Below are 13,674 nucleotides of genomic sequence, written 5' to 3' on the forward strand. Positions count from 1 at the left end.
GAGGCTTGGATCTGCGAGTTTGATCGTGTCATTGGTGATTTCATTTATTACGGTGTAGTGTCCCATGCCGTCATTGATGTTGTGGTGGGGTCTGCGGAAACTCAGAGGGATTTTGATCTAGCTTTCGATATAACATTGTCTATCATGGATCCTAATGTCATCAGTATTAGGACCATGAAAAGGTATCCAATTAAGGCTATGAAAAAGAGTCCACCATGAGCAGATAGTAGTGTCCAGGTTGATGAAATATTGTGGTGAATCATCGATCTCAGTAATCCTCCCAGTAATCCTATGAATAAAGATATTATGGCTGTTATAATCATGTTAACCTCTTTTTCTTCCATCTTACTGAAATGTGCGATAAAGAATCCTGCCAGGATAACAAAGGACAAAGCTAGAGGGAATGTCACTATCAAGGAGATGAGAAGCATTGACAAACCAATTAGCAGGACATATGCCCGTTTCATTTTTCACATACCTCCGAATGATACTCATATTCCACACTTAATTTCTTCATGCCGCATACATATATCCCACGCGCCGATACCAATCCATATAGCGATCACCATAAGTCTTACAGCGAGCATAATAATAGTCAAAGCCATCAGCATCCAGCGTACAAGCACACCGCACCATTTGGGCTGTATAAGAGACTATATGGAATCCATAATAGGCACGGACACGCACAGGATACCAACCATGCCAATGATAAGAACACCGCCACTTCCATGGATGCCAATGTTTATGTCTCCATTTTTTACCTTTGATGTTCTGCATTTCCTCATCAGTCAGAGTTCTGTTGTCTGCCTGCACATCAGAGGCGGTATCTGTCAGGTTATTTATGGGTTCTGATGAGTTTGTATTCTTGTTGCTTTGATCTGTAGTTTCGTTGACCTGTGGATTATTGGGATCCCTTATAACCAGTGCATATCCGCTATAAATCTCAGCGAACTTTTCTATATTCATTTCGATGTTCCTGAGGCTTGGATCTGCGAGTTTGATCGTGTCATTGGTGATTTCATTTATTACGGTGTAGTGTCCCATGCCGTCATTGATGGTATAGGCGATCATGTTTTCTTTGAGTTCAGATGTGTTTAGTTTCATGCCGGTTGCGTTCACCCCCTTGGCCCTGCTGGCTTCCAGGAGGCCCTGCATGGTGGTCCCGTCCTCGGTTGTTCTGGCAAGGCCTGCGAGTTCATCCTCTGTGGTGTTCACTCCAAGTCTCTGGAGGACGGTGGCGAGTGCTGCGGGTCCGCAGGTGTAGTTCCTTGTCTGGAGGACCACACCCTCAGAATCCACTGTAACATTAAGGGTCAGTGCACCCGTTACATCATCCCCCTGTGCTTCAAGGACTGTACAGTTGTCTGCGCAGGCCGTGTTATCCGGTGTGGAGTTTTCTGCAGCGGCTGAAGAGTTAACAGACACCGCGAGGAGGAGCACGACCAGCAACAGGACATAAAAACCTCTCACCCAGACACCTCCATTAACTGATAATAATTCTATACAAAAACTCATATATATTACGGATCAGCAATGAATTATTACGGTGGTTGAAGGCAGTAGGGTGCTGGGATTAAAAAATCACGCATACTTTAAAAATGGATAAAATGTCTGAGAGTGTCACGCTTCAAGGCAGTGAGCTGATCAGGGATCATGTTAATCCATGAAATACTTCAGATGATATTCCGCCATTTAACTAGATTTATCATGGATTTTAAGGCTATTGCATGATGGGCCCTGTTTTTTCTCCACCATCAATGATCTCAGTATATTGAGACCCTCTTGACGCCATCTATTTTAAGGAAATCCTTGAGCAGACCTCCCGGGATGGGGGTTTCGGTTATTATTGTGAGTCTGGGTGTTTCATCGAGTTCAGGGTCCCCTGCATGGGCCTGCCTTATACTTATACCCTTATCTGCGATCAGTCTCGCTGCCGCCGCAAGTATCCCGGGGTTCCGGGCGTCGGCCTCTATCTCCACCACACCGAAGTCAAGTTCACCTGCAGCGTCCCGCAGAAGGGCTCCTGCCGGCATCATGTTCTCAAAGATGCCCCTCAGTTTCTCGTCCTCCAGTATGGTATTTGCCGTCGCCCTCACGGTCCTCCGGTCAACCCCCACAGCCCTTGCAAGAGCAACATCGCTTATCTCAACGTCGTCACAGTATATTTTGCCGTTTCTGTCTATTCTGAACCCGAGGTCTATGATCTTCCTGGCCACATACATGCGGGAGGGGTATCCCTCAAATCTGTGCTTTATCTGCTTCCACATACACTTCACCACGTTGATGTATATTATTATACAGACAAGATTTAAATAGTACCTCCGTGTATATGTACTTTGTGGATACAGAGGTGATATGCGTGTACAGGAGTGAATGTTTTTGGCATTACAGAACTGAAAAACCCGGTAAAGGAAAAGATAGAATTTAAAGAACCCTTTGAACTATTCAAAAGTATTTATTCTGAATACGACTCATCATTCCTTCTGGAGTCAATGGAAAGCGACACGGGCCTTGCAAGGTACTCATTCATGGGATTCGAGCCACAGATGATAATAAGGGCCCGCTCAGGTTTTATAGAAGTTGAACACGAGGGATCAAGGGAGGAGTTTGATACAGAAAACCCCTTTGAATTCATGAGGCAGTTCACAAGACCCGCTGGAAAATCCAGGGGCTTCTGCGGGGGCCTTGTTGGCTACATATCCTATCAGGCTGCAAGGTTCTTTGACAGTATCAACCTCAGCCCCGGAAACTTCCCGGACTTTGAATTCGGACTCTTCCTTGACGGTATCATGTTCAATCACCTCACAGGAGAATGTAGTTACATCAGCCTAATGGAGAACAGACTCCCGGAAATATCAGAACTGCTGCGCGAGGAAACCCCAACAGGGCACCTTAAATACAGGAGCATGGGGACCCTGTTCTCAAGGAGGAGGTACCTTGGAATGGTGGAAGAGGCAAGGGAGAAGATAGCTGAGGGCGAAATATTCCAGGCAGTCCTCTCAAATGCCACTGACTACAGGCTCCGTGGTGACAGGCTTGCCCTCTACGAGGCCCTCAGGAGGGTTAACCCATCCCCCTACATGTACCACCTGAAACTTGGCAGCAGGGAGATAACAGGTTCAAGTCCTGAAATGCTCGTCCGTGTGGAGGATAAACAGATTGAAACCTTCCCAATCGCAGGAACCAGGCCAAGGGGGAAAACACCCCATGAGGATGAGAGAATAGCGGCGGAACTGCTGTCAGATGAGAAGGAACTTGCAGAGCACCTCATGCTCGTTGACCTTGCAAGGAACGACCTCGGGAGAATATCTGAGTTTGGCACGGTCCAGGTACCGGAGTACATGACCATAAGGAGGTTCTCCCATGTTCAGCACATCCTCTCCCATGTAACCGGCAGACTCAGGAAGGGCATGGACGCCTTTGATGCCCTTGGAGCGGTATTCCCGGCGGGTACAGTGAGTGGAGCACCCAAAATAAGGGCTATGGAGATAATAGAGTCACTTGAGGGGGTGCCGAGGAATGCCTACGCCGGTGCCCTGGGCTATCTCTCACTGAACGGTAACGCAGACTTCGCAATAACCATAAGATCCATGGTCGCTGAGGGAGCATATGGAAGAATACAGGCAGGGGCAGGTATAGTACATGACTCCGTACCTGAGAGGGAATACGTGGAGTGCCAGAACAAGGCCATGGCGGTCCTTAAATCAATGGAACTGGCAGGTGAGGGCTTTGATTCTGATGAACCATTTATCGCCAGGAGGTGATGGTCGTGATCCTGATAATTGATAACTATGACTCATTCACCCATAACCTCTACCAGCTTGCAGGGGAGATCCTCAGGGATGAGGGGATGGATGAGGAGATAATGGTCCTCAGGAACGATGAGGCCAGGATATCAGATCTTAGGGCCCTGGATCCAGAAAAGATAATCATATCCCCGGGTCCTGGCAATCCTTCAAGGAGGAGTGACTTCGGTGTTTGCATGGATGTGATAGGGGAATTCACGGACAGGCCCCTCCTGGGGGTATGCCTTGGACACCAGGGCATATTCCACGCCTTTGGCGGAAGGGTTGACCAGGGGGAACCGGTTCATGGAAAGATAGTTGAGGTATTCCATGACGGATCAGAACTCTTCAGGGACGTTCCAAATCCCTTCAGGGCAACCAGGTACCATTCACTCGTATGCAGACCCGAAGACACACCTGCAGATATAGAGGTAACTGCTGTGACATCAGATGAAATTATAATGGCCATAAAGCACAGAGAATATCCAGTCTACGGGCTGCAGTTTCACCCGGAGTCAGCCGGAACCCCAAGCGGAAGAACCGTCATTAGAAATTTCCTCAGGATGTGAACACATGCTCAGGGATATTATAAGGTCAAAGAAACTCGAAGTTAAGGAACTCATGAAAAAAACACCCCTCAGCATCCTAAGGGATGATATAACAGTCATGGACGAGCCAGTGAGCTTTCCAGCTGCAGTGGGAGGAGGCAAAGTATCTCTCATATGCGAATACAAGAGGGCATCACCATCAATGGGCAGAATATCAGAGAGGGGCCTTGAAGAGATGATGGGGGTATACCGGGACCTCGCCGATGCAGTATCCATAGTAACCGACGGCAAATACTTCAAAGGCTCCCTGGATCTGCTGACCAGGGCCACAGATTACGGTAAACCCCTGCTCATGAAGGACTTCCTGGTCGACGAGTACCAGATCTACCAGGCAAGGGTATCGGGGGCATCCTCGGTTCTCCTAATCACAGGCGTATTTCCTGATCTTGAGGCAGGGATTCAAAAATGCAGGGAGCTCTCAATGGAGCCACTGGTGGAGTGTCACACATCACTTGACGTCTTCAGGGCCCTTGAAGCAGGTGCGGAGATAATAGGTGTGAACAACAGGGACCTTGAAACCTTCGAGGTGGACCTTGAAAGAACCCATGCACTGGCGCCCCTCGTACCCGATGAACTCATACTCGTATCAGAGAGTGGTGTCAGGGGCCCCGAGGATGCTGAGATACTGGCAGGTTACGGTGCAGATGCTCTGCTCATCGGCACAGCACCCATGTCGGCCCAGAACCCACGGGAACTCCTTGAGGAGATAATAGATGCGGTGAGCCAGTGCAGAGACCGGAGAAGAAGGTACACGGGGGATGAATTCTTTGAACAGTTCGCATGAGTCCCTGGCAGATGTACTCGTAAAGATCTGCGGTATAAAAAGGCCAGAGGACGCAATACTGGCAGATAAACTTGGTGCTGACCTCCTGGGCCTCATACACATAGAAAGATCTCCCAGACACCTCACAGGAAGGGAACTGGAGGACATCCTGTCACTCATACCTCCTGAGAAGGCCGTGATCGTCCTTGAACCCTCCGATCCAGTGGAGGTGGCTGAGGTTATTGAGAGAACAGGTGTGGAGAGAATCCAGCTCCACTCCATCTCATGTGAAGATGCCAGGGGCATAAAGAGGGTACTCACTGAAAAAGGGTTTAATCCAGGGATAACAGTCGCAGTCCCACCGGAGCCCGGTGCACTGGATGTTCTTGACCACATCCCGTGTTCATGTGTCCTGCTTGATTCCAGCTCCGGTGGTAGAACAGGGGGGACGGGGAGGATGATTCCACCCGAACTGGCCCTCGGGATGCTCCGCCTCATAAGAAGTCATGAAAGCGCACCGGAGGTGGCCCTTGCAGGGGGCCTTGGACCATCCACTGTGAGGCTTAACCCTGAATACTTACTGGAATTCGATTGTCTGGACTTCAACTCTGGCATTGAGGCTGCACCGGGGATAAAGGATCATGCAATGATGTTTGAACTCATGGAGTGCATGGGGAGGACGGGCGGACTTCAGAAACCGTCCAGGTTACAGAGAGGTGAGTTATCATGATAATGGATGGAAAATTCGGTAAATATGGAGGCATATTCGTGCCGGAGCTTCTTATACCGGCACTTGAGGAACTTGAGAGGGCCTTCCTCCATTACAGGGATGACAGGAAGTTCATGGCTGAACTCGAGTACCATCTCCGGGAGTACGCTGGAAGGCCCACAGGCCTTTACTATGCCCGGAACCTGTCAGAGAAACTTGGATGCAGGGTGTACCTCAAGAGGGAGGACATGCTGCACACAGGGGCCCACAAGATAAACAACACCATAGGCCAGGCTCTGCTCGCAAGGTACATGGGCAAGACCAGGATCATAGCCGAGACAGGCGCAGGTCAGCACGGGATAGCCACAGCAGCTGCTGGGGCCCTGTTTGGAATGGACGTTGATATCTACATGGGCACAGAGGATGTTGAGAGGCAGAGGCTCAATGTATTCAGAATGGAGGTATCTGGTGCGGAGGTCATACCGGTCGACTCAGGTTCAAGGACCCTTAAGGACGCCATAAATGAGGCCATGAGGGACTGGATAAGCAGCTTGGATGACACCCACTACCTCATAGGTTCCACCATGGGCCCCCACCCCTACCCGACCATGGTGAAGCACTTCCAGAGCATCATAGGAAGGGAGGCCAGGAAACAGATACTTGAAATTGAGGGTGAACTCCCTGATACAGTAATAGCCTGTGTTGGTGGAGGTAGCAACGCCATAGGTATATTCTCAGCCTTCATGGACGATGATGTTGAACTGATAGGTGCAGAGGGAGGGGGTGAAGGTATAGAGTCAGGTAACCATGGAGCAACCCTATCTGCTGGTTCAGAGGGTGTGCTGCACGGGTCACTTTCATATGTACTCCAGGATGATGATGGACAGATAAATGAGGCCCATTCGGTTTCAGCGGGCCTTGACTATCCAGGTGTTGGTCCAGAGCATGCATACCTCATGGAGACCGGAAGGGCAAAATATGAGCCGGTAACCGACGCTGAGGCTCTCAGGGGCTTCAGACTTCTCTCCAGGTGCGAGGGTATAATGCCGGCGCTTGAAAGCGCCCATGCCATAGCCTGTCTTGAAAAATACGCCTCCAGACCTGAAAACAGGGGAAAGACTGTTATCGTTAACCTTTCAGGAAGGGGAGACAAGGACATGTTCCTTGCAGCAGGTCTTCTGGGGGTGGATGTATGAATTACGCTGAAATGTTCGGCAGGGTTGAGGGATGCGCCTTTGTCCCATTTGTGGTTGCAGGAGATCCTGACATGGAGACCTCAGTTGAGATCATAAGGACACTTGTGGATGCCGGTGCAGATGCCCTTGAAATAGGCTTCCCATTCTCTGACCCCATAGCAGACGGTACAAGTGTACAGGAGGCCGATCTGAGGGCTTTAAATTCCGGGGTAACCACTGATGACTGTTTCAGATTGATAGGGAGGATAAGGGAATTCACTTCGATACCTGTGGGTCTTCTTGTATACTACAACCTGATATACCGCATGGGTGTCGATGAATTCTACAGGAGGGCAGCCGAGGCTGGTGTTACAGGTATCCTTGCGGCGGACCTTCCCCCAGAGGAGGCCGGTGATGCCCTCAGGGCGGCTGAAAGGTATGGAATTGATCAGATCTTTATAGTTGCACCCACAACAGACAATCAGCGCCTAAGGATGATCTCTGAGGTTTCCTCAGGGTTCCATTACCTTGTATCGGTTATGGGTGTCACTGGTGCAAGATCCAGGGTTGAGGAGAGCACACTTGAACTCATAGAGAGGGTTAAGGATGCAGGAAGCCTTCCGGTGATGGTCGGCTTTGGTGTTTCACAGCCAGAACATGTGAGGATGCTTGCTGATGCAGGTGCAGATGGGGTTATAGTTGGAAGCGCAATCATAGACCTGATATCCGGGAACCTTGATGACAGGGAGAAGATGCTTCGGGAGATATACGAAATGGTCAGAAAAATGAAGACTGCTGCAGGGGTGTCCAGATGAGGTTTGAGGGGATAATGAATGATATAATGGATTTCAGGAACCTAAGTGAGAATGAGGCCCACGATTTAATGGAGATGATAATGGATGGGGAAATTGGGGATGTGCAGATCGCCGCATTACTCACAGCCCTTGCAATGAAGGGGGAGACCGTGGAGGAGATCACAGGATTTGCAAGGGCAATGAGGGAAAGGGCAGTGAAGGTCAAAACACCGGGCTCCATGAGGGTCGTTGATGCCTGTGGAACAGGGGGTGACAGGTTCAAATCATACAATGTGAGCACCGCAGCAGCAATAATAGCCGCTGCAGCCGGTGTTAAGGTTGCAAAACACGGCAACAGAGCGGTTACAGGCTCATGTGGCGGTGCAGATATACTGGAGGCTGCGGGTGTCAACATAGAACTGGGACCTGAGGCTGCACGCAGGTCACTTGAAACCCTGGGAATAGCCTTCATGTTTGCCCCCCTCTTCCACAGGGCAACCGCCAGGGTTGCACATGTAAGGAGGGAACTTGGCTTTAAGACGGTATTCAATATACTGGGGCCCCTGACATCCCCTGCATCAGCAGAGGTGCAGCTGCTGGGGGTCTTTGACCCCTACCTTGTCGGCCCCGTTGCAGAGGTCCTCAGAAACCTTGATGTGGAGAGGGCCATGGTTGTCCATGGATTTGACGCTAACATGAACCCTGCAATGGATGAGATATCCACAGTGGGCCCAACCCTTGTGGGGTTCCTTGAGGATGGTGAGATGGGGATCGAGAGGCTCATGCCTCTGGATTTTGGTGTTGATACTGGAAAGCTGCAGCATCTGAGGGCTGCATCAACGGTTGATGGAAACCTCAGAATGTTGCTGGATGTCCTCGCTGGATTGGATGATACACCTGAGAGGAAATCACGTCTTGATATCGCCCTTGCAAATGCAGGTGCACTGATATACCTTGCTGAACTGGAGGATACACTAAAAGGTGGAACAGAAGCTGCAAGAGAAACAGTTGAATCTGGAGCAGCACTCCGTTTACTGGAAGATTTCGCATCATTCACTCAGAACCTGTAAAAGTGAATGGGCCCGCTGGGATTCGAACCCAGGGCCTCACGGTTATCAGCCGTGCGCTCTAACCACCTGAGCCACGGGCCCATGAAGTATTCAAGAATCAGTGGGGTGATTCCAACTTTTGGAATTCCTCATATATATGCTTTTCTGTCTGGGGGGCCAGGGGGTTTTTCACCATCAACCAGGTAAGATCCTGAGGTCCTCCGCCGTTTTGATGATCTCAATGATTTCACATGCGGTCCTTTCAGGGGTCCTGTTTTCAACCACACTGACGATGGATCCCATGAGGGCTGCGCATACGAACATTGCTGTTCGAAGCAGCTCCATGTGCTCCACCAGACCCGAGGGAGTATCACGCATTCTCCTTTTGGAGTCAGCAATCCTCCTTTTGATTATATCATGGGGATCTGATTCAAGGATTATGATGAGATCAGGGGTTATGAACTCCAATGGAAGTGAAACAAGGTAACCGAGTGGTGACCTGTCAAGTCCATGGAGATCCAGGAGCACCCCCTTCATTTCAGATACTCTGAGGGCGGCTTCACGCCAGACACTGTGCTGCTGATCCATTGAGAGCCTGAAAAGTTCATCCAGTGTACCTGCAAGGCATCTCTCCTCTGCAACTTCAAGCATCAGTTCTCCATAATTGATGAAGGTATGATCCAGTTTCTCAGAGAGAATCCCGCATACTGTTGTTTTTCCTACACCTGGCACGCCCACAATGACAATGGTTTCAGGAAACCCCTGCATGAGACTGATATCATTTATTTACCATTTCACTTATGGCATCTGCCATCATATGCCCTTCCACTGTGATCTCGGCCCGGTCGATACCCTCAACCTCTTCGGCAACTCTCCTTGCATCCATGGCCATCCTGGCGGCGCTCATGCATCCCGGGTTTGTGGGCCGGATCGTTATCTTTGCAATGGTTTCACCCTTCTCCTCGATTTCGATGTTTTCAACAAGACCCATCTCCACTATGCTTATACCCATGTGTGGGTCTGCAACCTTTTTGAGAGCTTCCTTAACCTTTTCCAAGAGTTCTTCTGACATTATATTACCTCAGCTGGTATTTTGATAATCACTGTGGTGATTCTCTATTTTTAAGTTAACCCTATTTAAACATGTTCATTATCACCCGCCCTGAAAAAGAATTTCAGGCCATCAGGTCCTGAAATAAGGGCTATTTAAAACTTTTTCTGCGTCTTAACCTAACAGCAACACCACGCTCTGCCTTCACCATTTCGTCCCCGCATAAAACGGCCCTTCCAACACCCACAACATCTCCTTCACGAACTATTACAACCTCATCGCCGGGTATTATTTCTCTGTCGGCGTCCACGACACCGGGTGCAAATAGTGTGTTGCTCTCCAGCCTGAAATCTATCTCAACCCATTTCACGCCCAGGCTGTAAATGGATGCTGCACCCTCAAGGGATGGTGATATGAGCCCCCGATCCATCATAAGGGTGCCTATCTCTGAACCATCCTGTGTGAAGATCCTCCTGTGGTATCTCCCCCTCACCCTGCAGCCATCGGGTATGATAACTTCTGCACCCTCCCCGAACTGGTATACCGCCACCGAGCGCAGCATATGGAGCATCCTTTCCCGTGCCCCTATCTTTTCATAATCTTCAAGTTCCCTTCCAAGCCGCCTGATGGCCTCTGGAGACGCCGGTCTTGAGGTGCTGGCTGTGGGGGTGAAGGAGTCAAGGTACTCCTCGCAGACCTCAAGGTATCCCCCATCAACATGGGCTATAACATCAAGGTCACCCACGTAGTCTCTTAAAAGTTTTCCTGAAAGTTTTTTCTCCTCATGGGACCATTCCCCCGTGGTTGAAACGTCATATGATGAGATGGGGTGTGTGTTCTCCATCTCCCTGGGGCATATGCCGAAGGGTGATGTGAGTATGAGTTCCTGGAATCCCCTGGTGACCCTCATGAATTTTCTGTGGGACCTTGAGGTCGAGTAGGGTTTCTTCATGCTGCATGGGAGCACCACCACAACTTCCCCGAGGGGCTTCATCAGTTTCATCCTCTCGCGCCACCTCACAGCCTCCGGGCGGTGGAGTGATTCTTCAATTGAACATATAACCTTCATCCTATCAGTTCCTGATTTTATCGTGACTTCTTACTGTAATGGAGACCATTCAACCATTTAAGACCTGTGAGTTCTGCCACGTCCTTTTTAACAGCTACAAGGTCCTCGTTATTCAGTTTTTTAATATCATCCTTCCCGGTTATCCTTGTAAAATCAGCAATCTCGGCTGTTGAGACCCTTATATAGTTTTCAAGCCGTTCAGCAGCCTTTCTGGTGTCCAGGTGTTTCAAAAGGGCAGGTTCATGGGTGGTTATGCCTGTTGGACACATGCCTGTGTGGCATAGTCTGTGCTGCTGGCAGTTCATGGCAATAAGAGCAGCGGTACCTATGTAAACCGCATCAGCCCCCAGAGCAAGGCATTTGGCCATATCAGCCCCTGTCCTGAGGCCTCCCCCTGCAATCAGGGATACTCTGCCCTCAAGGCCCTCGTTGACAATAACCTTGGTGGCCTTGGGTATGGCTGCAATGAGTGGTATGCCTGTGCTGTCCCTTATATGCGGGTTAACAGCCCCTGTACCTCCTCCAAATCCATCGAGACTTATGAAGTCAACACCGGCATCAAGGAGGGTTTTCACATCGTCCTCAACGTTTCCACATCCTATCTTGGCACCAACCGGGGAACCTCCAGAGAGTTTCCTGAGGTATGATACCTTCTCTGCCAGTTCCTGGTGGTTTCTGATATCAGGGTGATGTGCGGGAGAATATGAACCCTCACCTTCTTTGAGCCCACGGACCCTTGCCACGTCATCTGTTATCTTGTCAGGTGGCAGATAGCTCCCTTTACCGGGGTATGCTCCCTGACCGAATCTTATCTCTATGGCGGCTGCCCTCTGAAGTATATCCTCCTGGACTCCGAATCTCCCTGTTGAATACTGGACTATGAGGTACTCTCCAGCTTTCTCCATCTCATATTCAAGGACGCCCCCCTCACCTGAATTGAAGCCCACCCCCAGTTTGGCTGCAGCGGATGCAATGGCCATCCTTGTCTTTTTTGAGACTGCACCATAGCTCATACCACTTATCATTACAGGGGAGCTCAGTTTCAGGGGTTTATCCGCCATCTTACCTATGGTCACCCCTGTTTTCACAGGCTCCTCTGCGTTTAGTGGTATGGATGATACCTGTGCCGGTACAATGTGTATGTCATCAAGTCCCAGAGGCAGCCTCTTTTGGGACCCCATTGACTCCAGGGGCGCTTCACCTGTTCTTGCAGCCTCCTTTATATGGATTATGTTCTTGTAGTCCCTGTGATTTTCGGAGCGACCTTCTCTCCTCATACGGATACCATTCAGTGATTCCGTGTTACAGAAATAGAGTTCCCTGAGACCATATTTCTGATAAACAGGGCATGATGCGCAGAGGCATCCCCTCTCACTGACCTCATATCTGCTGCTCCCGGTGGCACAGAATAGCATCTCATCGTCCCCGTGACCCGGATAACTCGGGCAATCCGGGCATAAACATTCCCTGTCCTGTTCCTTCATAACAACCCCTGCTGCAGTTGGCTCCTAATAAGTTATAACGTCCTTATCTAATTAATATGATGGTCTGGCGAAAATGTGTGGATGGGTGCATGTCCTGCCGCTCATTATCTGAGGGTCTCACTATCTTGACATCTTCATGAGTTCTTCATGAAGCTGTCTGAGACGATCTATTGATGGATGATTCTTTCCAAGACGATCAGACCATTTTTTAATCACAAAATCAATATCAACCTCATCTGAACCATTTATGAGGTTATCTGCATGGGCAACAATCTTCTCTTCAAGGGTCTCTGGCATGTAGTTTCCAGGCGGAAGTCCAAGGGCCTCAGCCTCATCATCAGGTATCCCTGCACCCACATGCCTTTGGACTATCCTGATGACCTCCACAGGGTAACCGAGTTCCCTGAGGATACGGGCCCCCTCGACGGCGTGCTCAACTCCACTTGTCCTGCAGCGGCCTATATCATGAAGCAGGGCACCTTCTTCCACAAGTTCTCTGTTAACAGGGAGGGTTCCTGCCAGTTCAAGGGCCTTTTTCCTGACGGCCAGTGAGTGGTCCACCACCCATTCAGGACATCCAGCACTTCGAAGTAGATGGATGCTCAAGAAAACACCCTTCAATCAAAATTCGTGATTTCTAGGAATTCAGAGTCTGGGTGTGGGTAGTATCAAAACCGTTGTTTTCGTAGAGGCTTAGCTCATCCTTCAGCTGCTGTATTATTTCAGAGTTGTCCATGAATTCCATTTCAGAGCCGCATTCAGGGCATGTGAAGTTCTCTTCAGCAGCTTCATCGAAGGTGAAGCGGTAATGTCCGTTTACGCATACAAAGAACATGTTGTTCTCCTCGAAGTCCAGGGCTTCCCTTAGTTTTTTAACTATTTCGTCGTGCTTCCTCTTTATCATCTCTGTAACCTTTTCAGGTTCAAATTTCCATGTGTAGGTGTACCACTGTGTTTCAGGGTCCTTGCTTCTCTTGTAGCTTGCCACCCCTGCATCATAGAGCTTGTAGAGTATTCTTCTGACTATGTTGAGTTTAAGCTGGGTTTTCTCTGAAATCTCCTCATCTGTTACCTTTCCCTTCATGAGGCACTCCAGAACCGGCACTGCCTCATCCTCTTCCTCCTCAGTGATAATCTCATGGATCAACTCTTGTAGCATCTGATCATCAATCAATTGAAATCCTCCA

At 49.5% G+C, this 13,674-nt stretch carries 16 protein-coding genes and 1 tRNA gene; 8 read left to right on the top strand and 9 right to left on the bottom strand.

Features of this window, described 5'->3' with window-relative positions; translation table 11 throughout:
- A partial coding sequence (locus ACPLJI_RS03370) for a hypothetical protein (RefSeq protein ID WP_424741133.1) occupies positions 1-219 on the top strand: 219 nt, incomplete at its 5' end.
- 294 nt (positions 220-513) lie between these two features.
- Here the strand turns inward: ACPLJI_RS03370 and ACPLJI_RS03375 are convergent.
- Together ACPLJI_RS03375 and ACPLJI_RS03380 are read right to left on the bottom strand one after the other, a co-directional pair.
- The gene (locus ACPLJI_RS03375) at positions 514-1,470 is read right to left on the bottom strand and encodes a C39 family peptidase (RefSeq protein WP_424741134.1); all 957 of its coding nucleotides are present in this window, start codon (positions 1,468-1,470) and stop codon (positions 514-516) included.
- A gap of 293 nt (positions 1,471-1,763) precedes the next feature.
- On the bottom strand, positions 1,764-2,267 hold the full coding sequence (locus ACPLJI_RS03380; protein WP_048061113.1) for an amino acid-binding protein: 504 nt from the start codon (positions 2,265-2,267) through the stop codon (positions 1,764-1,766).
- Positions 2,268-2,369: 102 nt separating this feature from the next.
- Here ACPLJI_RS03380 and trpE point away from each other — a divergent pair, with 102 nt between their 5' ends.
- Genes trpE through trpD form a run of 7 tightly spaced genes read left to right on the top strand, consistent with a single transcriptional unit; the run spans position 2,370 to position 8,904 of the window.
- Entirely contained in the window at positions 2,370-3,764 is a 1,395-nt protein-coding gene (trpE, locus tag ACPLJI_RS03385) for an anthranilate synthase component I (RefSeq protein ID WP_424731557.1), read from the top strand.
- Entirely contained in the window at positions 3,764-4,354 is a 591-nt protein-coding gene (locus tag ACPLJI_RS03390; RefSeq protein WP_010877264.1) for an anthranilate synthase component II, read from the top strand. The genes trpE and ACPLJI_RS03390 overlap by 1 nt, the downstream gene beginning before the upstream one ends.
- Before the next feature lie 4 nt (positions 4,355-4,358).
- Positions 4,359-5,177, top strand: a complete 819-nt coding sequence (locus ACPLJI_RS03395) for an indole-3-glycerol phosphate synthase TrpC (protein ID WP_424731558.1) — start codon at positions 4,359-4,361, stop codon at positions 5,175-5,177.
- Positions 5,152-5,886: a phosphoribosylanthranilate isomerase gene (locus tag ACPLJI_RS03400; protein ID WP_424731559.1), complete on the top strand. Its 735-nt coding sequence runs from the start codon at positions 5,152-5,154 to the stop codon at positions 5,884-5,886. Before ACPLJI_RS03395 ends, ACPLJI_RS03400 begins: the two co-directional genes overlap by 26 nt.
- Complete coding sequence (gene trpB / locus ACPLJI_RS03405) at positions 5,883-7,061, top strand: tryptophan synthase subunit beta (protein WP_424731560.1); 1,179 nt, start codon at positions 5,883-5,885, stop codon at positions 7,059-7,061. The genes ACPLJI_RS03400 and trpB overlap by 4 nt, the downstream gene beginning before the upstream one ends.
- Entirely contained in the window at positions 7,058-7,855 is a 798-nt protein-coding gene (gene trpA, locus ACPLJI_RS03410) for a tryptophan synthase subunit alpha (protein WP_424731561.1), read from the top strand. The genes trpB and trpA overlap by 4 nt, the downstream gene beginning before the upstream one ends.
- On the top strand, positions 7,852-8,904 hold the full coding sequence (gene trpD, locus ACPLJI_RS03415; protein WP_424731562.1) for an anthranilate phosphoribosyltransferase: 1,053 nt from the start codon (positions 7,852-7,854) through the stop codon (positions 8,902-8,904). The genes trpA and trpD overlap by 4 nt, the downstream gene beginning before the upstream one ends.
- Positions 8,905-8,911: 7 nt before the next feature.
- Here the strand turns inward: trpD and ACPLJI_RS03420 are convergent.
- From ACPLJI_RS03420 to tfe, 7 genes are all read right to left on the bottom strand, one after another.
- Positions 8,912-8,985 (bottom strand) — tRNA-Ile (locus tag ACPLJI_RS03420).
- A gap of 93 nt (positions 8,986-9,078) precedes the next feature.
- Complete coding sequence (locus ACPLJI_RS03425; protein ID WP_424731563.1) at positions 9,079-9,651, bottom strand: adenylate kinase; 573 nt, start codon at positions 9,649-9,651, stop codon at positions 9,079-9,081.
- 10 nt (positions 9,652-9,661) lie between these two features.
- Complete coding sequence (locus tag ACPLJI_RS03430; protein ID WP_424731564.1) at positions 9,662-9,955, bottom strand: metal-sulfur cluster assembly factor; 294 nt, start codon at positions 9,953-9,955, stop codon at positions 9,662-9,664.
- 130 nt (positions 9,956-10,085) lie between these two features.
- Positions 10,086-11,003, bottom strand: coding sequence for a DUF5591 domain-containing protein (locus ACPLJI_RS03435; protein WP_424731565.1), 918 nt, complete (start codon positions 11,001-11,003; stop codon positions 10,086-10,088).
- Between the two features lie 17 nt (positions 11,004-11,020).
- Positions 11,021-12,487, bottom strand: coding sequence for a glutamate synthase-related protein (locus ACPLJI_RS03440; protein ID WP_424731566.1), 1,467 nt, complete (start codon positions 12,485-12,487; stop codon positions 11,021-11,023).
- A gap of 120 nt (positions 12,488-12,607) precedes the next feature.
- Positions 12,608-13,093 carry a TIGR00295 family protein gene (locus ACPLJI_RS03445; RefSeq protein WP_424731567.1) on the bottom strand — a complete coding sequence of 162 codons (486 nt, stop codon included), beginning with the start codon at positions 13,091-13,093 and terminating at the stop codon, positions 12,608-12,610.
- A gap of 31 nt (positions 13,094-13,124) precedes the next feature.
- Positions 13,125-13,661, bottom strand: a complete 537-nt coding sequence (gene tfe, locus ACPLJI_RS03450; RefSeq protein WP_424731568.1) for a transcription factor E — start codon at positions 13,659-13,661, stop codon at positions 13,125-13,127.
- Between the last annotated feature and the right edge of the window lie 13 nt (positions 13,662-13,674).

This window comes from Methanothermobacter sp., from assembly GCF_049720995.1.
In the GTDB taxonomy this organism is placed as follows: domain Archaea; phylum Methanobacteriota; class Methanobacteria; order Methanobacteriales; family Methanothermobacteraceae; genus Methanothermobacter.